This window comes from Paracoccus sp. (in: a-proteobacteria) (assembly GCF_030536915.1).
Lineage (GTDB): Bacteria > Pseudomonadota > Alphaproteobacteria > Rhodobacterales > Rhodobacteraceae > Paracoccus.
This window is the reverse complement of the sequence record NZ_JAUNPC010000051.1, coordinates 1-19,404: the sequence shown is the minus strand read 5'-3', so window position 1 is coordinate 19,404 and position 19,404 is coordinate 1. Positions and strand designations below refer to the sequence as shown.

17 protein-coding genes, 1 other RNA gene and 1 pseudogene are annotated in these 19,404 nt (G+C 69.5%); 13 read left to right on the top strand and 6 right to left on the bottom strand.

The genetic code is table 11. The features are described from left to right. Window positions 1-340: pseudogene (locus Q4F04_RS09905) on the bottom strand (DNA polymerase III subunit gamma/tau); the annotation flags it as partial. Window positions 341-510: 170 nt separating this feature from the next. Between Q4F04_RS09905 and nudC the strand changes: the two are divergent. From nudC to Q4F04_RS09890, 3 genes are all read left to right on the top strand, one after another. Next, the gene (nudC, locus tag Q4F04_RS09900) at window positions 511-1,425 is read left to right on the top strand and encodes an NAD(+) diphosphatase (RefSeq protein WP_303369667.1); all 915 of its coding nucleotides are present in this window, start codon (window positions 511-513) and stop codon (window positions 1,423-1,425) included. A 124-nt stretch (window positions 1,426-1,549) separates the two neighbouring features. After that, entirely contained in the window at window positions 1,550-1,930 is a 381-nt protein-coding gene (locus Q4F04_RS09895) for a translation initiation factor 2 (protein ID WP_303369666.1), read from the top strand. 184 nt (window positions 1,931-2,114) lie between these two features. After that, entirely contained in the window at window positions 2,115-3,410 is a 1,296-nt protein-coding gene (locus Q4F04_RS09890) for a solute carrier family 23 protein (RefSeq protein ID WP_303369665.1), read from the top strand. Here the strand turns inward: Q4F04_RS09890 and ffs are convergent. After that, an RNA gene (gene ffs / locus Q4F04_RS09885) (signal recognition particle sRNA small type) lies at window positions 3,405-3,503 on the bottom strand. The two genes, Q4F04_RS09890 and ffs, sit on opposite strands and share 6 nt — an antisense overlap. A 131-nt stretch (window positions 3,504-3,634) precedes the next feature. Here ffs and Q4F04_RS09880 point away from each other — a divergent pair. Beyond that, window positions 3,635-4,093, top strand: coding sequence for an SRPBCC family protein (locus Q4F04_RS09880; protein WP_303369664.1), 459 nt, complete (start codon window positions 3,635-3,637; stop codon window positions 4,091-4,093). A 9-nt stretch (window positions 4,094-4,102) separates the two neighbouring features. Here Q4F04_RS09880 and Q4F04_RS09875 read toward each other — a convergent pair whose 3' ends face one another. Further along, window positions 4,103-5,008 (bottom strand): prephenate dehydratase, encoded by a 906-nt coding sequence (locus tag Q4F04_RS09875; protein ID WP_303369663.1) that lies wholly within the window; start codon window positions 5,006-5,008, stop codon window positions 4,103-4,105. Window positions 5,009-5,166: 158 nt separating this feature from the next. Between Q4F04_RS09875 and Q4F04_RS09870 the strand changes: the two genes are divergently transcribed. From Q4F04_RS09870 to Q4F04_RS09845, 6 genes are all read left to right on the top strand, one after another. Next, window positions 5,167-5,700, top strand: a complete 534-nt coding sequence (locus tag Q4F04_RS09870; RefSeq protein ID WP_303369662.1) for a cytochrome c family protein — start codon at window positions 5,167-5,169, stop codon at window positions 5,698-5,700. 177 nt (window positions 5,701-5,877) lie between these two features. Then, entirely contained in the window at window positions 5,878-7,743 is a 1,866-nt protein-coding gene (locus tag Q4F04_RS09865; RefSeq protein WP_303369661.1) for an ABC transporter substrate-binding protein, read from the top strand. Between the two features lie 28 nt (window positions 7,744-7,771). Beyond that, complete coding sequence (locus Q4F04_RS09860; protein ID WP_303369660.1) at window positions 7,772-8,848, top strand: microcin C ABC transporter permease YejB; 1,077 nt, start codon at window positions 7,772-7,774, stop codon at window positions 8,846-8,848. Further along, window positions 8,845-9,951: an ABC transporter permease gene (locus tag Q4F04_RS09855; protein ID WP_303369659.1), complete on the top strand. Its 1,107-nt coding sequence runs from the start codon at window positions 8,845-8,847 to the stop codon at window positions 9,949-9,951. The genes Q4F04_RS09860 and Q4F04_RS09855 overlap by 4 nt, the downstream gene beginning before the upstream one ends. Then, on the top strand, window positions 9,948-11,828 hold the full coding sequence (locus Q4F04_RS09850; RefSeq protein ID WP_303369658.1) for an ABC transporter ATP-binding protein: 1,881 nt from the start codon (window positions 9,948-9,950) through the stop codon (window positions 11,826-11,828). The genes Q4F04_RS09855 and Q4F04_RS09850 overlap by 4 nt, the downstream gene beginning before the upstream one ends. Then, a complete protein-coding gene (locus Q4F04_RS09845; RefSeq protein ID WP_303369657.1) occupies window positions 11,825-13,048 on the top strand; it encodes a glycosyltransferase in 1,224 nt (407 codons plus the stop codon). Before Q4F04_RS09850 ends, Q4F04_RS09845 begins: the two co-directional genes overlap by 4 nt. Here the strand turns inward: Q4F04_RS09845 and Q4F04_RS09840 are convergent. The 3 genes from Q4F04_RS09840 to Q4F04_RS09830 all read right to left on the bottom strand — a co-directional run bounded on the left by Q4F04_RS09840 (window position 13,045) and on the right by Q4F04_RS09830 (window position 15,465). Next, window positions 13,045-13,959: an AEC family transporter gene (locus Q4F04_RS09840; protein WP_303369656.1), complete on the bottom strand. Its 915-nt coding sequence runs from the start codon at window positions 13,957-13,959 to the stop codon at window positions 13,045-13,047. The genes Q4F04_RS09845 and Q4F04_RS09840 overlap by 4 nt on opposite strands. 186 nt (window positions 13,960-14,145) lie before the next feature. Then, window positions 14,146-14,907: a hydroxypyruvate isomerase family protein gene (locus tag Q4F04_RS09835; protein WP_303369655.1), complete on the bottom strand. Its 762-nt coding sequence runs from the start codon at window positions 14,905-14,907 to the stop codon at window positions 14,146-14,148. Further along, window positions 14,908-15,465: a DUF1285 domain-containing protein gene (locus Q4F04_RS09830; protein WP_303369654.1), complete on the bottom strand. Its 558-nt coding sequence runs from the start codon at window positions 15,463-15,465 to the stop codon at window positions 14,908-14,910. A gap of 64 nt (window positions 15,466-15,529) precedes the next feature. Between Q4F04_RS09830 and Q4F04_RS09825 the strand changes: the two genes are divergently transcribed. From Q4F04_RS09825 to Q4F04_RS09815, 3 genes are all read left to right on the top strand, one after another. Then, on the top strand, window positions 15,530-16,531 hold the full coding sequence (locus Q4F04_RS09825; RefSeq protein ID WP_303369653.1) for a MoxR family ATPase: 1,002 nt from the start codon (window positions 15,530-15,532) through the stop codon (window positions 16,529-16,531). Between the two features lie 8 nt (window positions 16,532-16,539). Further along, the gene (locus tag Q4F04_RS09820) at window positions 16,540-17,406 is read left to right on the top strand and encodes a DUF58 domain-containing protein (protein WP_303369652.1); all 867 of its coding nucleotides are present in this window, start codon (window positions 16,540-16,542) and stop codon (window positions 17,404-17,406) included. An 85-nt stretch (window positions 17,407-17,491) separates the two neighbouring features. Next, window positions 17,492-19,404, top strand: a 1,913-nt coding sequence (locus Q4F04_RS09815; RefSeq protein WP_303369651.1) for a BatA domain-containing protein, incomplete at its 3' end; no start/stop codon positions are given.

Here is a 19,404-nt window from a genome sequence, read left to right as displayed (position 1 = left end):
GGATGTCGTTCACGCCGGTGCGCGAGGCCGCGTCCATCTCCAGCACGTCGACGTGTCGGCCCTCGGCGATGGCCGTGCAATGCTCGCAGACGCCGCAGGGGTTGGTCGTGGGGCCGCCGGTGCCGTCCGGGCCGATGCAGTTCATGCCCTTGGCGATGATCCGCGCCGTGGTCGTCTTCCCGGTGCCCCGGATGCCCGTCATGATGAAGGCCTGCGCGATGCGGTCCGCGGCAAAGGCGTTCTGCAGCGTGCGGACCATCGCGTCCTGGCCGACCAGGTCGGCAAAGGTTTCAGGCCGGTATTTCCGGGCGAGCACCTGATAGGCGGGGGTGTCGGGCATTCGGTCCTCGTCTGACCGGGGGAATGTAGGCGGCGTGGCGGGCAAGGGCAACGGTTGCCAGAACACCCGGCCTGCGGCCGGAGGTGCCTCCGGCGGGGATATTTGAGGCCGAAAGACATTGGCTTTGACGTGTCCCGGCGGCAGGGTGGCGCGGCAGGATGGGGGCAGAGATGGAACTGGCTTTTTCGGGCGGGGGCTTGGACCGCGCGGCGGACCGGCGTGGCGGGCACGACTGGCAGGAGGGCGCGCTGGTGCTGCCGGTCTGGCGCGGCAAGGTCTGCCTTGAAGGCGAGCGGCTGGCGCGGCTTGCCCCCGGTCACCCGGCGCTGGCCGAGGGAACCGGGCCGGTGCTGCTGGGCCTTGACGGCGGACAGGCCTTTGCGGCGCAGGACATTTCCGCCTGGATGCCGCCCTCGCTGCCCGAGACGCAGATGTTCTTCGACCCGACCGAGCAGGTCCATCCCGATCTGCCGCAGGCCCGCTTTGTCGAACTTCGGGGCGTCATGTCGCGCCTGTCGCCGCTGGAGGCCGAGCTTGCCGCCACCGCCCGCGCGCTGACCGGCTGGCACGCGAGCCACCGTTTCTGCGCCGCCTGCGGTCAGCCCAGCGAGCCGCGCCAGTCCGGCTGGCAGCGCGTCTGTCCTGCCTGCAGCGCGGCGCATTTCCCGCGCACCGATCCGGTCGTCATCATGCTTGTGGTGCGAGGGGACCATGCGCTGATCGGCCGCTCTCCCGGCTGGCCCGAGGGGATGTATTCCTGCCTTGCCGGCTTCATCGAGCCGGGCGAGACGGCCGAGGCCGCCGTCCGCCGCGAGGTCTTCGAGGAAACCCGCGTCCGCGTCGGCCCTGTCCGTTATGTCACCAGCCAGCCCTGGCCCTTTCCGTCCTCGCTGATGCTGGGGATGGTGGGAGAGGCCGAGAGCGACGAGATCACCCTCGACCCGGCCGAGCTTGAGGATGCCCGCTGGGTTTCCCGGGACGAGATGGCCTTGGTCATGGCCGGCACACACGCGGTGCTGAAGGCGCCGCGGGCTGGGGCGATCGCGGGCTGGCTGATCGGCCGGTGGGTGGCGGGCGGGCTGTAGCCGGCCCCGGGGCTGTTCCGGCATCTCATCTGCATGGCATTTGAAGCATTCAGCGGACGCTCCGATACCTGTTCTTAAGCAGGCCGGCGCTATCCCCGATCACGGATGTGAAAGGGGAAAATCCATGTATTCTAGGTTTGTCATTCTCGGGCTGGTCGCCCTGACGGCAGGGTGCGCCACGATCACGCGGGGCACCAACGATGCGCTTGTCGTGAACTCGACGCCGGGCGGGGCGCAGGTGAAGATGAGCGACGGGCAGACCTGCAACGCCACGCCATGCACCTTCAAGGTGCCCCGCAAGTCCGAGCTGAACGTGCTGGTGCAGAAGGACCGCTGCCAGCCGCAGCAGATCCGGGTGACGAACCGCGTCGCCGGTGGCGGCGGGGCGGCGATGGCGGGCAACGTCTTCGTCGGCGGGCTGATCGGGGTCGCGATGGATTCCGGCAGCGGCGCGATGCTGGACCTGGTTCCGAACCCGGTGAACGTGTCGCTGGATTGCCGCTGAGCCGGCAGGCGGGCGGAGGTTGAACGATCCGCCGGGCAGGGCTTTCCCGCGCATCCGCATCGGATTTCGCATCCGGCTGCAGATCGTGGGACCGCCTGCCGGCAAGGCGCCGGCCCGGGGATGGATTGGCGCTGCGCGATGAAAACGGTAAGGCAATCGCCGAACCGCTACCCCCGAGGAATCAATGTCCTATTTCCCGACCTGGCGTCCGGCCACGGGCCCCGTGGTGATGCCCGACGAGCGCCTGCCCGCGGCAGCCTCGCTGACCATGGGCATCCAGCACCTGCTGGCAATGTCCGGCTCGACCATCGTGGCGCCGATCCTGATGGGGTTCGATCCGAACGTGGCGGTGTTCTTCTCGGGGGTGGGGACGCTTCTGTTCTTCCTCATCACCGGCGGGCGGGTGCCGAGCTATCTGGGATCCTCCTTCGCCTTCATCGCCGTGGTGCTGGCGGTGCTGGGGCAGGAAGGGGCGACCATCGGCCATGCGCTGGGGGGCATCGTGGCCTGCGGCGTGCTTTACGCGCTGATCGGGCTGGTGGTGATGATGGTCGGCTCGGACTGGGTCGAGCGGCTGATGCCGCCGGTCGTGACCGGGACCATCGGGGTCGCGATCGGGCTGAACCTCGCCCCTGTGGCGGTGCAGCAGCTCAACGCCTTCGGCAACCCGACGGCGGGACATGTGTCCATCGCGCTGCTGACAGTGCTCTGCATGGCCATGATCTCGTGCCATGGCCCGCAGGCCTCGCGGCGGATCTCGGTGCTGCTGGCGCTGGTCTTCGGCTATCTGCTGGTGGTGGGTCTGGGCAACGGCCTCGGCATCGTGCCGGGGATCGACTTCAGCAGGGTGGGAGATGCCGCATGGTTCGGCCTGCCAGCCTTTCAGCGGCCCGAGTTCCACTGGTCCGCCGTCACCCTGATCGCGCCGGTCGCAATCATCCTGGTGGCCGAGAACCTCGGGCATATCAAGGCGCTGGGGGCGATCACCGGGCAGAACATGGACCGCTATATCGGGCGCGGCTTCTTCGCGGACGGGCTGGCGACGGTGGTTGCAGGGTCCGGCGGGGGCACGGGCGTCACCACCTATGCCGAGAACATCGGCGTCATGGCGATGACCAAGGTCTATTCCACGCTGGTCTTCGTGATCGCCGCCGCGGCCGCCATCTGCCTGGGGCTGTCGCCCAAGTTCGGCGCCATCCTGCAGACCATCCCGGCCCCGGTGCTGGCGGGTCTGTCGGTGTCGGTCTTCGGGCTGATCGCCTCGGCCATGGTGCGGATCTGGGTCGAGAACAAGGTGGATTTCGCCGACGCGCGCAACCTGTTCACCGTGGGCGTGGCGCTGATCCTCGGCGCAGGCGACTTCACGCTGAACATCGGAGGCTTCGCGCTGGGCGGGATCGGCACATCGACGCTTGCGGCGCTGGTGCTTTACCAGATCCTCGGGATCGGGCGACAGCGCAGCGAGGCGAGGGAAGGGTGAGAGGTTGGACAACGACCCAAGCGGGGCTCGTTACGGCTGCTTCCTTCCGGACCTGACCGGGTTGGCGAGGCGCTCGCCCGCGCCAACCTCTCGTCCCGACAGATATGACGGGACAAGTCGGGTTGCAAGACCGCTTCACCGCATCACAACCTGCGCGTGTTAACTTGTAAGCCTGCCCGTCCAAGTTTATGAGGCGGTAATTTCAAGGATCTGGTGGCCGCTCGATGAAATTTTCACTGCGTCAGGATACCGGATTGCCGGCGGCCCAGCTTTTCGACGCGATCAGCGACTTTCCAAGGATGGAGCGGATGCTGGTGCGGCGCGGCACGAGCGTCCGGCGGGTCGATCCGGCGCAGGAGCCCGGCGCGGGCATGGCCTGGGACCTGGCCTTCGATCATCGCGGCAAGCGGCGCGAGTTGCGGCTGGACGTATCCCGGTTCGACCGTCCCGAAAAGATCGCGATGGCGGGCGAAAGCGATTCGCTGGACATCGGCATCGACATGACCGTGGTCGCGCTGACCCGCGCCAAGTCGCGGGTGATCTTTGAACTGAACGTCAGGCCCCGCAACATGCGCGCGCGGCTGATGCTGCAGACGGCCAAGCTCGGCAAGGCCCAGCTTGACCGCCGCTTCGCCGACAAGGTGGGCAAGTTCCTGTTCGACCTGACGGAACGGCGGCGCTGAGCCCGGGCGTCAGCGGCGGATGGACTGCTCGGCGCGCAGCGGGTCAGCGGGATAGACCCCGAGGATGGCCAGCGCCGAGGTGAAATAGCGCAACTCGTCCAGCGCCCGCATGACGGCGGGGTCCTCGGGGTGGCCCTCGATGTCGGCATAGAACTGCGTCGCGGTGAAGACGCCGTCCACCATGTAGCTTTCCAGCTTGGTCATGTTGACGCCGTTGGTCGCAAAGCCCCCCATCGCCTTGTAAAGCGCGGCCGGGATGTTGCGGGTGCGGAAGACGAAGCTGGTCAGCATCGTCTCGTCGCCGGCACTGTTCGGACGGCGCGAGTGATCCGGCGCGCGCGCCATGATCAGGAAGCGGGTGGTGTTGTTCTGGCGGTCCTCGATGCTGTCTGCCAGCCGGTTCAGCCCGTAGATCTCGCCTGCAAGCGGGCTTGCCAGCGCGGCGCGGTGCCTGTCGCCGGCCTGCGCGACCATCAGGGCGCTGCCCGCCGTGTCGGCGCCGGTGACGGTGCCGATATTGTGCTGGCGCAGGAAGTTGCGGCACTGGCCCAGCAGGACCGTGTGGCTCATCGCCTCGGTGATGTCCTCAAGCCGCGCGCCGGGGACGGCCAGCAGGCTGATGTGGACGCGCACGAATGTCTCGTCGATGATGTGCAGGCCGGATTCGGGCAGCAGGTGGTGGATGTCGGCGACCCGGCCGTAGGTCGAGTTCTCGACCGGCAGGATCGCCAGGTCGGCCGCGCCCGACCGGCAGGCCTCGACCGTGTCCTCGAAGGTGGCGCAGGGCAGCGCCTCCATGTCCGGGCGGGCGCGGCGGCAGGCCTCGTGGCCATAGGCGCCCGGCTCGCCCTGGAACGCGATCCGGCCGGTCAGGGGGCTGGCGGGGGACACGGGTTCGGCGCTGCGATCGGACATTTGGGACCTGTCGGAAGTGGGTCAGGGGCAGCCGGTGCGCGGCTGGCGTCACACCCGCCCGCCAATCGTCCGGCGGGGCCGAACTATACCTTGAACCGGCAAAGTGAAAGCGGATAGATAGCGGCCAGACAAAAGCCGCGACCGCAAGGAAAGACGCCATGTTCAACACGATGACGGTGACCAAGACAGCCGCTGCGCTGATCGGCTCGCTGCTGTTCCTGATGCTCGCATCCTGGTTCGCGTCGTCGCTGTATCACGTCGGCTACACCGGCCATGTCGCCGAGGGCGAGGAAATCCCGCAGGCCTACCGCATCCCGGTCGAGGACAGCAGCGCCGGCGGCGAGGAAGAGGTCGTCGAGGAAGGCCCCGACCTGGCCACGCTGCTGGCATCTGCCGATCCCGCGTTGGGCGAACGCGCCTTCGGCAAGTGCCGGTCCTGCCACAAGCTGGACGGGACCGATGGCGTCGGGCCGCACCTGAACGGCGTCGTCGGCCGCGACAAGGCCGCGGTGGAAGGCTTCAACTACTCCACCGCCGCGCTTGAGCAGGAAGGCGCGTGGGAACCCGAGAACATCAACGCCTTTGTCACCAACCCGCGCGAATACATGCCCGGCACCAAGATGGCCTTTGCCGGCATCAAGAACGCGGAAGAACGCGCGAACCTGATCGCCTATCTGCAGACCACCAACTGATCCGCCTTTTCGGGGGAGACTGTGGGCGCGGGGGAAACTCCGCGCCTTTTTCCATTCCTGCAGGGCTGGCCGTCGTCACAATGGCGACAGGCCGCTTGCGGGTGCCGCGCTGCGTGCCTTAGCGTCCGAACGATCCCTGGCCGGTCCGCCGGAAAGGGCAGCCAAAGGGAGAAGCGCATGGTCGCGACACGCAACGGGATTCTGGCGGCGGTTCTGGCTTTCGCGGCGACCCAGGCCGGGGCGCAGGGCGAGGCCACCGGGGCGACCACCGTGTCCCATGGCATCGGCACCTTTGACGCGATCCGCCTGCCTGCCGACTTCGCGCATCTGCCCTATGTCAACCCCGATGCGCCCAAGGGCGGCGAGATCAGCGAATGGGCCGCGGGGGGCTTCGACAGCTACAACCCCTTCACCGTCAAGGGCCGGGGGGCGGCCCTGTCCACCGTCATGCTGGAAAGCCTGCTGGAAGGCACGGCTGACGAGATCGGGACCGCATACTGCCTGCTCTGCGAGACGATTGAATATCCCGAAAGCCGCGACTGGGCGATCTTCACGCTGCGGGACGGGATCACCTTCTCGGACGGCACGCCCATGACCTCGGGCGACGTGCTGTTTTCCTACGAAACCCTGCGCGACAAGGGGCTGTCGTCCTTCCGCGCGGTCATCACCCAGATGGTCGCGCAGGCCGAGGTGCTGGACGACCGCCGCATCCGCTTTGCCTTCACCCCCGACTATCCGCGCCGCGACGTGATCCAGGCGGTGGGGGGCTTGCCGGTCTTTTCCAAGGCCGATTTCGAGGCCAACAACCGCGACATCGCCGAAAGCTCGAACCTGCCCTATGTCGGCTCGGGTCCCTACATGTTCGACCAGGCCGAGATGGGCCGCTGGGTCAGCTGGAAGCGCAACCCGGACTACTGGGGCGCGGACCTGCCGATCAACCGGGGCCGCCACAATTTCGACCGCATCCGCATCGAGTATTTCGGCGACTACGATTCGGCCTTTGAGGCGTTCAAGGCCGGCGCCTATACCTTCCGCAACGAGGCATCCTCGATCCACTGGGCGACGCGCTACGACTTTCCCGCCTTCACCAACGGCTGGGTGAAGAAGGAAGAGATCGAGGACGGCAACATCGCCAACGGCCAGGCATGGGCGATCAACCTGCGCCGCCCGCAGTTCCAGGACCCGCGCGTGCGCGAGGCGATCGGGCTGGTCTTCAACTTCGAATGGTCGAACCAGACGCTGTTCTACGGGCTTTACGACCGCATCACCAGCTTCTGGGACAACAGCCCGCTGAAGGCTACGGGCCTGCCGTCTGAGGCTGAGCTTGCCCTGCTGGACCCCCTGCGCGCCGACCTGCCGGAGCAGGTCTTCACCGAGGAGGCCGTGGAGCCCCCTGTCAGCGGCGAGCGCCAGATGGACCGCGGCAACCTGCGCCGCGCCGCCGCCCTGCTGGACGAGGCGGGCTGGACCATCCCCCAAGGCAGCCGCGACGGCATCCGCCGCAACGCGCAGGGGCAGCCCTTGCGGGTGCAGATCCTGAACGACTCGCAGACCTTCGACCGGGTGATCAACCCCTGGGTGGAAAACCTGCGGACGCTCGGCGTCGATGCGGTGAACGAAAGGGTGGACGACGCCCAGCTCGAGGATCGCAAGCGCAACCACGACTTCGACGTGATCACCGCGCATCTGGGGCAGGACCCGATCCCCGGCTCGGGGCTGCAGCAGTATTTCGGCTCGAACTCGACCGGTGACGTGTTCAACGTGATGGGGCTGGCGAACGCAGGCGTGGACCGGCTGATCTCGCATATCGAGGCCACCACCACGCAGCAGGAACTGACCACCGCCGTCCACGCGCTCGACCGCAGCCTGCGGGCGCTGCATTTCTGGGTGCCGCAGTGGTTCAAGGGCAAGCACACCGTCGCCTACTGGGACATGTTCGGCCACCCCGGGACGATGCCGCCCTACGCGCTGGGCGAGCTTGATTTCTGGTGGTATGACGCGGATAAGGCCGAGGCGCTGAGAAGCGCCGGGGCGATCCGCTGACCGGCCGGGCGCACGGGCAGGGACACCGATGGGCGCATATCTTCTGCGGCGGCTGCTGCTGATCATCCCCACGCTGATCGGCATCATGCTGGTCAACTTCACCCTGACCCAGTTCGTCCCCGGCGGCCCGATCGAGCAGATCGTGGCCCGCGTCCAGGGCGAGGGCGACGTCTTCCGCAATATCGCCGGCGGCGGCGACGCGGGGCAGGGCGCATCCACCGAACGCTATGCCGGCGCCCAAGGGTTGCCGCCCGAGTTCATCGCCGAACTGGAACGCGAGTTCGGCTTCGACAAGCCGCCCGTCCAGCGCTTCCTGTCGATGCTGTGGGACTACCTACGCTTCGACTTCGGCGAGTCCTGGTTTCGCTCGATTTCCGTGGTTGATCTGGTGATCGAGAAGATGCCGGTCTCGATCACGCTCGGCCTCTGGTCCACGCTGCTGGCCTATCTGATCTCGATCCCTTTGGGCATCCGCAAGGCGGTGCGGGACGGGACGCCCTTCGACACCTGGACCTCCAGCGCGATCATCGTGGGCTATGCGATCCCCGGCTTCCTGTTCGCGGTTCTGCTGATGGTGCTGTTCGCGGGCGGCAGCTATTGGCAGATCTTCCCGCTGCGGGGGCTGACCAGCGACAACTGGGAAACCCTGTCGGCCTGGGGCAAGGTCAAGGATTACCTGTGGCACATCACCCTGCCGGTGGTCGCCTCGACCATCGCCAGCTTCGCCACCCTGACGCTGCTGACCAAGAACAGCTTCCTCGACGAGATCAACAAGCAATACGTCATGACCGCCCGCGCCAAGGGGCTGGCGGAACGGCGCGTCCTTTATGGCCATGTCTTCCGCAACGCGATGCTGATCGTGATCGCGGGCTTTCCGTCGCTGTTCCTTGGCGTGTTCTTCGGCGCCTCGATCCTGATCGAGACGATCTTCTCGCTGGATGGCCTCGGGCGGCTTGGGTTCGAGGCGGCCGTGCAGCGCGACTATCCGGTGATCTTCGGCACGCTCTACGTCTTCGGCCTGATGGGGCTGCTGGTCGGGATCCTGTCGGACCTGACCTATGTGCTGGTCGATCCGCGCATCGACTTCGAAAGCCGCGCCGGATGAGCCTGTCGCCCCTGAACCAGCGCCGCTGGCGCAACTTCCGCCGCAACAGGCGCGCCTTCTGGTCGCTGCTGATCTTCGCGGTGATCTTCGTGCTGTCGATGCTGGCCGAGGTCATCGCCAACGACAAGCCCATTGTCGCCAGTTACCGCGGCGAGCTTTATTTCCCCGCCTACCGCTTCTACCCCGAAACGGCCTTCAGCGGCGATTTCGGGACGCAGGCGAACTACACCGACCCCTCCGTCGAATGCCTCATCATCTCGGGCGGCCGAGAGGAATGCTGGGACGAGCCGGAGGCTACCATCTCCGAGGCCCGCCGCACCGGCACCGTGAACGGCGAGGAAATCCATCGCGGCTGGACGATCTGGCCGCCGATCCCGTATCACTACCGCACGATCAACAACGTGGGCACGGCACCCTCGGCCCCGGACGCGAGCCACTGGCTGGGCACCGACGACACCGCCCGCGACGTGCTGGCGCGGGTGATCTACGGCTTCCGCCTGTCGATCCTGTTCACGCTGATCGTGACCGTGGTCGCCTCGGCCGTCGGCATCGCGGCGGGGGCGGTGCAGGGCTATTTCGGCGGGCGAACCGACCTGATCTTTCAGCGGCTGCTGGAAATCTGGGGCAGTACGCCCTCGCTTTACGTCATCATCATCCTGTTTGCGATCCTCGGGCGCAGCTTCTGGCTGCTGGTCTTCGTCTCGATCCTGTTCGGCTGGCCCGCGTTGGTGGGCGTCGTCCGGGCCGAGTTCCTGCGCGCCCGCAACTTCGAATATGTCCGCGCTGCCCGAGCGTTGGGCGTGAACGACCGCACCATCATGTTCCGCCACATCCTGCCCAACGCGATGGTGGCCACCCTGACCATGCTGCCCTTTGTCGTCACGGGCACCATCAGCAGCCTCGCGGCGCTGGACTACCTCGGTTATGGCCTGCCCGCCTCGGCGCCGTCGCTGGGGGAACTGGCGCTGCAGGCCAAGCAGAACCTGCAGGCACCGTGGCTCGGGTTCGCTGCCTTCTTCACCTTCGCCATCATGCTGTCGCTTCTGGTCTTCATCTTCGAGGGCATCCGCGACGCCTTCGACCCCCGAAAGACCTTTCGGTGACGGACCCGCTCGACCCCCGTCCGCCGCTGGACAGCCCGCCCGACGCCGCCGACCCGGCGATGGCGCGCGACCCGCGGGACCCGGCCCGCGACAATGCGCTGACTGACCCGCGCTCCGACCCGACCGCGCCCGCCGACCCGGACTCGGTCCTGCCGGTGATTCCCGCGCCCGGCAAGGCCGCCGCCGTGCCCGAGGCGACGCTGGACAAGCCTTCCCGGTTCGGACGGCCTGAAAATATCCCGGTATCCCGGGCAGCCCCCCCGTCCGGCGGCGACGCAAACACTGTCCTTTCCGTCCGCGACCTGCGCATCAGCTTCGTGAACGAGGGCCGCTCGACCCCCGCCGTCAAGGGCGTCAGCTTCACCGTCAACCGGGGCGAGACCGTCGCGCTGGTCGGCGAATCAGGGTCCGGCAAGTCGGTCACGGCGCTGTCCACCGTCCAGCTTCTGGGCGCCTCGGCCCGGATCGAGGGCAGCGTCCGTTATAACGGCGCCGAGATGATCGGCGCGCCCGAACCCAGGCTGCGCGCGGTGCGCGGCAACGACATCAGCTTCGTGTTCCAGGAGCCGATGACCTCGCTCAATCCGTTGCACACGCTGGAACGGCAGATCGGGGAAAGTCTTGCGCTGCACCAAGGGCTGACAGGACAGAAGGCGCGCGCCCGCATCATCGAACTGCTGAACCGCGTCGGCATCCGCGACGCCGAAAGCCGCCTGGCCGACTATCCCCACCAGTTGTCCGGCGGCCAGCGGCAGCGGGTGATGATCGCCATGGCCTTGGCGAACGGGCCGGAACTGCTGATCGCGGACGAGCCGACCACCGCGCTGGATGTCACCATCCAGGCGCAGATCCTCGACCTGCTGGCGGACCTCAAGCGCGACGAGGGGCTGTCGATGCTGTTCATCAGCCACGACCTTGGCATCGTGCGCCGCATCGCCGACCGCGTCTGCGTCATGCAGGGCGGCGAGATCGTGGAACAGGGCCCGGTTGAGGAGATCTTCGCAAACCCGCAGCACCCCTATACCCGCAAGCTGCTGGCTGCCGAACCCAAGGGCATCGCCGAACCCATCGATCCTGCCGCGCCCGAGATCGTCTCGACGGAAGCCGTGCGCGTCTGGTTTCCGATCAAGCGCGGCTTCCTGCGCCGCACGGTGGGCCACGTCAAGGCGGTGAACGCCGCGACCTTGCGGGTGCGGGCGGGCGAAACGCTGGGGATCGTGGGCGAATCCGGGTCGGGCAAGACGACGCTCGCGCTGGCCATCATGCGGCTGATCGAAAGCACCGGCCCGATCGTCTACATGGGCCGCGACATTTCCGCCTTGCAGGGCCGGGGCCTGCGCCGGTTGCGCCGGGATATGCAGATCGTCTTCCAGGACCCCTTCGGCAGCCTTTCCCCCCGCATGACCGTGGGCCAGATCATCGCCGAGGGCTTGGGCGTCCACGGCGTCGAAAAGGGCCGCGACCCGCGCGGGATGGTGGCCGGGATCATGGCCGAGGTCGGGCTCGACCCCGAAACGATGGACCGCTATCCGCATGAGTTCTCGGGCGGCCAGCGCCAGCGCATCGCCATCGCCCGCGCCATGATCCTGCGGCCGAAGGTGATGGTGCTGGACGAACCGACCAGCGCGCTCGACATGACCGTGCAGGTCCAGATCGTCGAGCTTCTGCGCGATCTTCAGCGCCGGCACGGGCTGGCCTTCCTGTTCATCAGCCACGACCTGCGGGTGGTCCGCGCCATGAGCCACCAGATCATGGTCATGCGCGCGGGCGACGTGGTGGAACAGGGCACGACCGCGCAGGTCTTCGACGCGCCGCAAAGCGACTATACCCGTGCCCTGATGGCCGCCGCCTTCCACGACAGCAAAGACCGACCGTGAAGATCCTGTTCGTTCACCAGAACTTCCCCGGCCAGTTCCCCCACCTCGCCCCCGCGCTCGCCGCCCGCGGCCATGACGTGCTGGCCCTGACGGACGAGGCGAACGAGCGCGCCAGTCCTGTGCGGGTGGTGAAATACGCGCGTCCCCCGCAGGTGACGACCAGCCACCCGCTGGGGCGCACCTATGCCGAGATGGCCGAGCGCGGCTGGCTGGCCGCCCGTGGCGCCCGGGCGCTGAGGGATCGGCACGGCTATGCCCCCGACGTGATCTTCGGCCATTCCGGCTGGGGCGAGACGCTGTTTTTGCGCGAGATCTGGCCCGAGGCGAAGCTGCTGGTCTATGCGGAACTCATGTATCGCACCCGCGGCCAGGACGTGGGCTTCGACCCCGAGGTCAGTCCCGGCACCGACGAGGCGCGGGTGCGCACCGTCGCCCGCTCGGCCCATCTGATCCAAGGGCTTGTGCAAGCCGACGCCGGGCTGTCGCCCACGCGCTATCAGGCCGAGAGCTTTCCGCCGGAACTGCGGTCCAAGCTGACCGTGATCCACGACGGCATCGACACCGACCGGGTGAAGCCTGATTCCTCGGCCATGCTGACGCTGCCAGATGGCCGCGTGCTGAAGGCGGGGGACGAGGTGCTGACCTATGTCTCGCGCTCGCTGGAACCTTACCGCGGCTTTCATGTTTTCATGCGCGCGCTGCCCGCCGTGCTGGCCGCCCGGCCGCAGGCGCAGGCCGTCGTGATCGGGGCCGAGGGCGTCAGCTACGGCGGCAAGCCCGCCGATGCGGAAAGCTGGAAGGCGAAGATGCTGGCCGAGGTCGGCGACCGGCTACCGCTGGACCGGGTGCATTTCCTCGGTCGCGTGCCATACGCGACCTATCTATCCACGCTGCAGGTCTCTCGCGTCCACTGCTACCTCACCTATCCCTTCGTCCTCAGCTGGTCACTGACCGAGGCGATGTCGGCGGGCTGCATGATCGTCGCCTCGGACACCGAGCCGGTGCGCGAACTGATCCGCGATGGCGGGAACGGCCGGCTGGTCCCCTTCCATGACCGCGCGGCGCTGGAAGCCGCGCTGGTCCGCGCGCTTGCGGGTGATCCCGAAGCCCCGCGCCTCAGGGCCGCGGCACGTGAGAGCATCACCGGCGGCTATGACCTGCGCCGCCACAGCCTGCCGCGCCTGATCGAGTGGGTGGAAGGCTTCGGCCCCCGGACCTAGAGCAGCAGGAACAGGATAAGCGGGATCGCCACCACCGCCAGCACCGTCTGCGCGGCCGTGATCCCCGCCATCAGCGGGGCGTCCCCGCCAAGTTGGCGGGCGAGAATATAGGACGAGGACGCCGTCGGCAGCGTCTGGAAGACAAGCGCCGTCACCAGCGCCTCTCCGCTCAGGCCCGGCAGCATCGCGGCCCCGAAGGTCGCAACCGGCATCGCCCCGAACTTCAGCGCCGAGGCGATGGCGACCGGCCCCAGCCAGCGCCGCGCGCCGCCGAATTCAAGCGCCGCGCCGACGCAGAGCAGCCCCAGCGGCAGCGAGGCCGCCCCCAGCGAGCGCAGCGCGGGGCCGATCCCCGGCGGCATCTCGAACCCTGCCGACTTGGCCGCGATCCCGGCGAACGAGGCCAGCACCAGCGGGTTCGTCGCCACCTGCCGGACGACACCCCGCAGGCCCAGCCGCGCATGGCCGTGGCGGGCAAAGACCAGCACGCAGAGGATGTTGACCGTCGGCACGATCACCGCGTTGCAGATCGCCGCCAGCGCGATGCCGCTTTCGCCAAACAGCCCCACCGCCAGCGTCACCCCGACATAATTGTTGAACCGGATGCTGCCCTGGAAGACCGAGGTGAAGGCGGGTCCGCCCAACCCCATCGCCGGACGCAAGGCCAGCGTCAGCGCCGCCACGATCACGATCGCCGTGACCAGCGTCAGCGCCAGCCCGCCCACCGGCAGCGCGCCGATGTCGGCGGTGACGAGGCCGTGGAAGAACAGGCTCGGCAGCAGGACGAAATAGCTCAGCCGCTCGGCCTGCGGCCAGAAAGCGGCGTCTAGAAAGCCGCGGCGGCGCATGAGAAACCCCAGCGCGATCAGCAGGACGACGGGCGAAAGAGCGACAAGAACCTGCGCGGTCACGGCAGCGGCCCGGACCCGGGGGCGCAAGGGCAGGTCAGGGCAGAGAGGGCGGGCATGGCGGGAACGTCAGGCTTGGGAACGGGCATTGCCCGCGCTGGATGACATTGCGGACGGCGCTCTGCAATCGGGGCCGGCGCGGGGCGGGCGGACGATGCGTGTTTTGCACGCACCGATCCACGCCCGGACCTAGGCCGCCGTTCCCTGCAGCCAGCGCAGCCCCGCCTCGGTCGTCGTCGCGGGGACATATTCCGCCCCGACCCAGCCGTTGTAGCCCGCCGCATCCACATGGCGGAAGAACTCGGCATAGTCGATCTCGCCGCCCTTCGGCTCGTGCCGGCCCGGCGCACCGGCGATCTGGATGTGGCGGGCGAGATGGCCGTTGCGCTGCCAGCAGGCGATGGCGTCGCCGGTGATCTGGTGGGCGTGGTAGGCATCGAACAGAAGCCCGAGGTTCGGCGCCCCGACCTCGTCGATCAGCTCGGCCGCGAGGTCATAGTCGGACAGGAAGTAACCGGGCATGTCCTCGGGGTTGATCGGCTCGATCAGCAGGCTGGCATGGGGCGCGCGGGCGCAGGCCCAGCGCAGGTTCTCGACAAGGGTGCGGCGCGCGGCAGGGCCTTCGGCGCGGCCCGCCATCACATGCAGGTGGCGGCAGCGCAGCGCCTGGGCGAAACGCAGGGCGCGGTCGAAGTCGCGGCGGAACCGCTCCTCTCCTCCGGGCAGGGCGGCAAAGCCGCGGGGACCGCCGGCCCAGTTCGGGGGCGGGGTGTTCATCAGCACGAATTCCAGCCCCGCGGCCCGCACCGCGGCGGAAAGCTCGGGCACGGCGAGGTCATAGGGGAACAGCACCTCGGCGCCCTCGAACCCCGCGCTGCGGGCGGCGGCAAAGCGTTCCAGCACCGGCAGTTCGGTGAACAGAAAGGTCAGGTTGGCGGCAAAGCGCGCCATTCAGCCCCCCAGCGGGAAACTGGCGCCCTGCGAGCGCAGCACCAGCCGGCCCGAGCCATCGTCCTGCGCCGCCTCGACCAGCCGGTAGAAGGTCTTGCGGTCGATCAGCGCGTCCAGTCCGCGTCGGACATGGACATAGGGGCGCGGCTCGCCGCCCCGGTCCTCGATCCGGATGGGGTTGTCGGGACCGGCCGCGACCTCGTCGCCCACGTTCGTGGTGAAGCGGATCAGGCCGTCGGAAATCTCGGCATCCACGGCAAGGAAAGGCGCGTCCACGACCCGGATGCCCAGCTTCTCGACCGGGGTGACGAGGAAGAACCGGTCCCCCTCACGCTTCAGCACAGACGCAAAAAGCCGCACCATCCCGGGCCGGCCGATGGGTGAACCCTCGTGGATCCAGCGCCCGTCGGGGCGGATCTCAAGATCCATCTCGCCGCAATAGGGGGGGTTCCACAGGTGGACCGGGGGCGGGCCGCGCCGGCCGGCCTGCCGCGCGGCTTCCATGATGCCCGCGCCGGTCGCGCGATCGTGCCCGGATTTTTCGTCCCTGTCCGTCATTGCCAGTGGAGCCTTCCGCGAACCGCCAATATGCTGCCTGTTACAGCAGAGCGAAGGCAGAGTCATGGCCGCAGAAGATAAACTCGTCGCTGATGCCACCCTTCTGGCCGGGCGGCTGACCGAGGCCCGCGCCAGCATCGAGCGCCGTTTCGTCGGCCAGCACGAGGTGGTCGAGCAGGTCCTGGCCGCGATCCTGTCGGGCGGCCATGCGCTGCTGGTGGGCCAGCCGGGCCTGGGCAAGACGATGCTGGTCGATACGCTGTCCACCGTGCTGGGGATGGACAGCGCCCGTATCCAGTTCACGCCGGACCTGATGCCCGCGGACATCCTCGGGTCCGAGGTGCTGGACATGCGGCCCGACGGCACCCGCGCCTTCCGCTTCGTGGAAGGGCCGGTCTTCACCCAGCTTCTGATGGCCGACGAGATCAACCGCGCCAGCCCCCGCACCCAGTCGGCGCTGCTGCAGGCGATGCAGGAAGGCGAAGTGACGATCGGCGGTCAGCACCGCCCGCTTGGCCGCCCGTTCCATGTGCTGGCGACCCAGAACCCCATCGAGCAGGAGGGGACCTATCCGCTGCCCGAGGCGCAACTGGACCGGTTTCTGGTGCAGGTGGACATCGACTATCCCGACCGCGACACCGAGCGCGCGATCCTGCTGGCGACCACCGGGGTCCTGCAGGACCGTCCCCACGCCGTGCTGGACGCGGCCTCGCTGATCGAGGCGCAGCAACTGGTCCGCGCCATGCCGGTGGGCGAGGTCGTGACGGCGGCGATCCTCGACCTGGTCCGCGCCGCCCGGCCCGGCGGGGCCGAGGCGCCTGCCTGGGTCGGCGAGACGCTGGTCTGGGGACCGGGGCCGCGCGCCGCACAGGCGCTGATGCTGCTGACGCGGGCCCGCGCGGTGCTGCAGGGCCGCTTTGCGCCGACGCTGGACGACGTGGCGGCGATGGCGGCGCCCGTGCTGCGCCACCGCATGGCGCTGTCCTTCGCCGCCCGCGCCCGGCGCGAGTCCGCCGATGCCGTGATCGCGCGGCTGATGGGCGAAAGCCTGCGGGCCGCCGCCTGAGGCCCGCGATGCGCGCGCCTTCACCCACGGCCGACGCGGTCGGGCTGCGCCTTGGGGCCGAGGCCGCCGCGGCGGGCCTGCCAGACCTGATGCTTTCGGCTGAAAGGCTGGCCGCCAGCGTCGATCCCGGTGCCCATGGGCTGCGCCGCGCGGGATCGGGCGAGGATTTCTGGCAATACCGCCCCGCCGTCGCGGGCGACCCGGCGGGCGCCATCGACTGGCGCCGATCCGCGCGTTCAGACGCGGCCTTCGTGCGCGAACGCGAACGGCAGGCGCCGCAGTCCGCGGCGCTCTGGGCCTCGGGCGCGGCAGGAATGGGGTGGAGCGGGGACGCCGCCCGCCCGCAGAAGGGCGCCCGGGCGCGGCTGCTGGCGCTGGCGCTGGGCCTGCTTCTTCTGCGCGGGGGCGAGCGGGTGGGCGTCGGACCCGCAGAGGCCAGGGCCGGGCGGCTGCAGGCCGAGGCGCTGGGCCGCGACCTGCTGGCGGCGCAGGCGGAACTGCCGGGTGCGGGCACGCTGCGGCCGCATCGCCGCGTGGTGCTGATCGGGGATTTCCTGGGCGAGATCGCGCCCCTGCGCGCGCTGCTGGATGAGGCGACGGCGCTGAACTGCCGCGGCGCGCTGCTGCAGGTGCTGGACCCGGTCGAGGAGGAGTTTCCCTTTGCCGGCGCCGTCCGCTTCCGCGCCCCGGTAGGCGCGCGTCACGCGACCCGCAACGCAGGCGCGCTGCGGGATGCCTATCTGGCGCGGCTGGCCGGGCGGCGGGCCGAGTTGTCGCGCATGGCCGAGGGCGCAGGCTGGCGCTTCGGGACCCACGACACGGGCGCGCCGCCCTCGGTCGCGCTGATGTGGCTGCACGAGGCGCTTGCGCCATGAGGACGGCGGCCCTTCCCTTGAAGAATGAGCCGGCGGTCCCACCCGCGCCGCGCGGGGCCGGCTTGCGCCCTGGGATGCCTGCGCCATGCTGATGCTCGGCCCCCTCGGGTTCGCGGTACCGTGGATGCTCGCGGCCGGGGCGGTGCTGCCGGTATTGTGGTTCCTGCTGCGCGCGGTGCCGCCCAGCCCGCGCGAGGTTGTCTTTCCCGGCACCGCGCTGCTGAAGGGGCTGGCCGATCCCGCGCCGATCACCCGGCACACCCCCTGGTGGCTGCTGATGCTGCGGCTCATGGCGGTGGCGGCGGCGATCCTGGCGCTCGCCGGTCCGGTCTGGAGGCCGGGGCCGCAGACCGTCGGCACAGGGCCGCTGCTGCTGGTCGTGGATGCGGGCTGGGCGGCGGCGCCGGGCTGGCCCGAGGCGCAGGCGCGGGGGATTTCGGCGCTGGACCAGGCGCAGGGGCAGGGCAGGCCGGTGGCGTTGTGGATCGCGGACGGGCAGGGCGGCCGTGGCGCAGGCCCGGTGTTCGGCACGGGCGCCGAGGCCGCCGCAGCCCTGCGCGCCGCTGCGCCGCAGGCTTGGGGAACGCGTTATCCCGATGATCCGGCGGCGATGCTGGCCGGGGCACCCGAGCGGTTCGATACGCTCTGGCTTGCCGATGGGCTGGACCATCCGGGCCGCGCGGGGCTGCTGCAGGCGCTGGCTGCGCGGGGCGCCGTGACCGTGGTGCCGCCGCGGCGCATCCTGCGCTCGCTGGCGCTGGACGGGGCGCCGCAGCCTGCGCTGGTCATGCGGGCCTCGGCACCGGGGCCGCTGCCCGACGTGCTGGCGATGGGACCGGACCCGCAGGGGGTGCAGCGCCAGCTTGCGCGCCTGACCCCGCCCGAAGCCGTGGCCGCGCCCGATGGCACTGTTGCCGCCACCCTGCCCATCGACCTGCCGCCCGAGCTGCGCAACCGCGTCACCCGCTTTGCCATCGAGGGCGAGGCCTCGGCGGGCGCGGTGGTGCTTGCCGACGACCGGGTGAAACGCCGCAAGGTGGCGCTGGTGGGCGACGCCCGCGCGACCGAGGGGCAGAGCCTGCTGTCGCCGCTGCATTACCTGCGGCAGGCGCTGGCCCCGTCGAGTGATCTCATCGAAGGCGGCCTGGCCGATGTCCTGCCCGCCGCGCCTGATGTCGTGGTCCTGGTCGATGCCGCCCCCGGCGCCAATGCCGATGCGCTTGCGGAATGGGTCGAGGACGGGGGGCTGCTGATCCGCTTTGCCGGGCCCCGCATGGCGGCGCAGGAAACGCTGGCCGACGATCCCCTGCTGCCGGTGCGCCTGCGCCCCGGCGGCCGCGATGCGGGGGGCGCGCTCAGCTGGGGCGAGCCGCGGGGGATCTCTTCCTTCGCGGCGGACGGGCTGTTCGCGGGGCTAGCGGTCCCGCACGAGGTGACGGTCCGGGCGCAGTTGCTGCCCGAACCCGACCCGGACCTGTCCGGCCGCACGCTGGCACAGCTTGCCGACGGCACGCCGCTGGTCACCCGCGCCCCCCTTGGCGAAGGGCAGGTCATGCTGGTCCACACCACGGCCAATGCGGAATGGAGCAACCTCGCCCTGTCGGGCCTGTTCGTGGGCATGCTGGACCGGGTGGTGCAATCCGCCCGCCGCAGCCCCGCCGATCCTGCCGACACGGCCGAGGCCGCGCATTGGACGGCCGAGACCGTGCTGGACGGCTTCGGCCGTCCGCAAGCGCCCGAGGGGCTGGCCCCGGTCGCGGCGGCGGATTTCGCGGCGGGGCCGGGCCCGCTTGCCCCGGCCGGCGTCTATGCCGCGGCCGAGCGCCGGGCGGCCCTGAACGCGGGCGGGCCCTTGCCCCCCGCCGCATGGCCCGGCGCCACGGTCGAGGCGGCGGACACCGCCCCCGGCACGCCGCTGGCCGGCCGGCTCCTGGCGCTGTCAGCCGTGGTGCGGGCCGGCGACGCGCTGGGCGAGATCCGCGACGTCTTCGGCGCCGT

Excerpts from the sequence above, each read along its gene's own strand:
- Q4F04_RS09890 (WP_303369665.1), top strand. The coding sequence starts at position 2,115 with ATGTCCTATTTCCCGACCTGGCGTCCGGCCACGGGCCCCGTGGTGATG.
- Q4F04_RS09820 (WP_303369652.1), top strand. The coding sequence starts at position 16,540 with ATGCGCGCGCCTTCACCCACGGCCGACGCGGTCGGGCTGCGCCTTGGG.
- Q4F04_RS09860 (WP_303369660.1), top strand. The coding sequence starts at position 7,772 with ATGGGCGCATATCTTCTGCGGCGGCTGCTGCTGATCATCCCCACGCTG.
- Q4F04_RS09895 (WP_303369666.1), top strand. The coding sequence starts at position 1,550 with ATGTATTCTAGGTTTGTCATTCTCGGGCTGGTCGCCCTGACGGCAGGG.
- nudC (WP_303369667.1), top strand. The coding sequence starts at position 511 with ATGGAACTGGCTTTTTCGGGCGGGGGCTTGGACCGCGCGGCGGACCGG.
- Q4F04_RS09825 (WP_303369653.1), top strand. The coding sequence starts at position 15,530 with ATGGCCGCAGAAGATAAACTCGTCGCTGATGCCACCCTTCTGGCCGGG.
- Q4F04_RS09855 (WP_303369659.1), top strand. The coding sequence starts at position 8,845 with ATGAGCCTGTCGCCCCTGAACCAGCGCCGCTGGCGCAACTTCCGCCGC.
- Q4F04_RS09835 (WP_303369655.1), bottom strand. The coding sequence starts at position 14,907 with ATGGCGCGCTTTGCCGCCAACCTGACCTTTCTGTTCACCGAACTGCCG.
- Q4F04_RS09875 (WP_303369663.1), bottom strand. The coding sequence starts at position 5,008 with ATGTCCGATCGCAGCGCCGAACCCGTGTCCCCCGCCAGCCCCCTGACC.
- Q4F04_RS09880 (WP_303369664.1), top strand. The coding sequence starts at position 3,635 with ATGAAATTTTCACTGCGTCAGGATACCGGATTGCCGGCGGCCCAGCTT.
- Q4F04_RS09830 (WP_303369654.1), bottom strand. The coding sequence starts at position 15,465 with ATGACGGACAGGGACGAAAAATCCGGGCACGATCGCGCGACCGGCGCG.
- Q4F04_RS09870 (WP_303369662.1), top strand. The coding sequence starts at position 5,167 with ATGTTCAACACGATGACGGTGACCAAGACAGCCGCTGCGCTGATCGGC.
- Q4F04_RS09865 (WP_303369661.1), top strand. The coding sequence starts at position 5,878 with ATGGTCGCGACACGCAACGGGATTCTGGCGGCGGTTCTGGCTTTCGCG.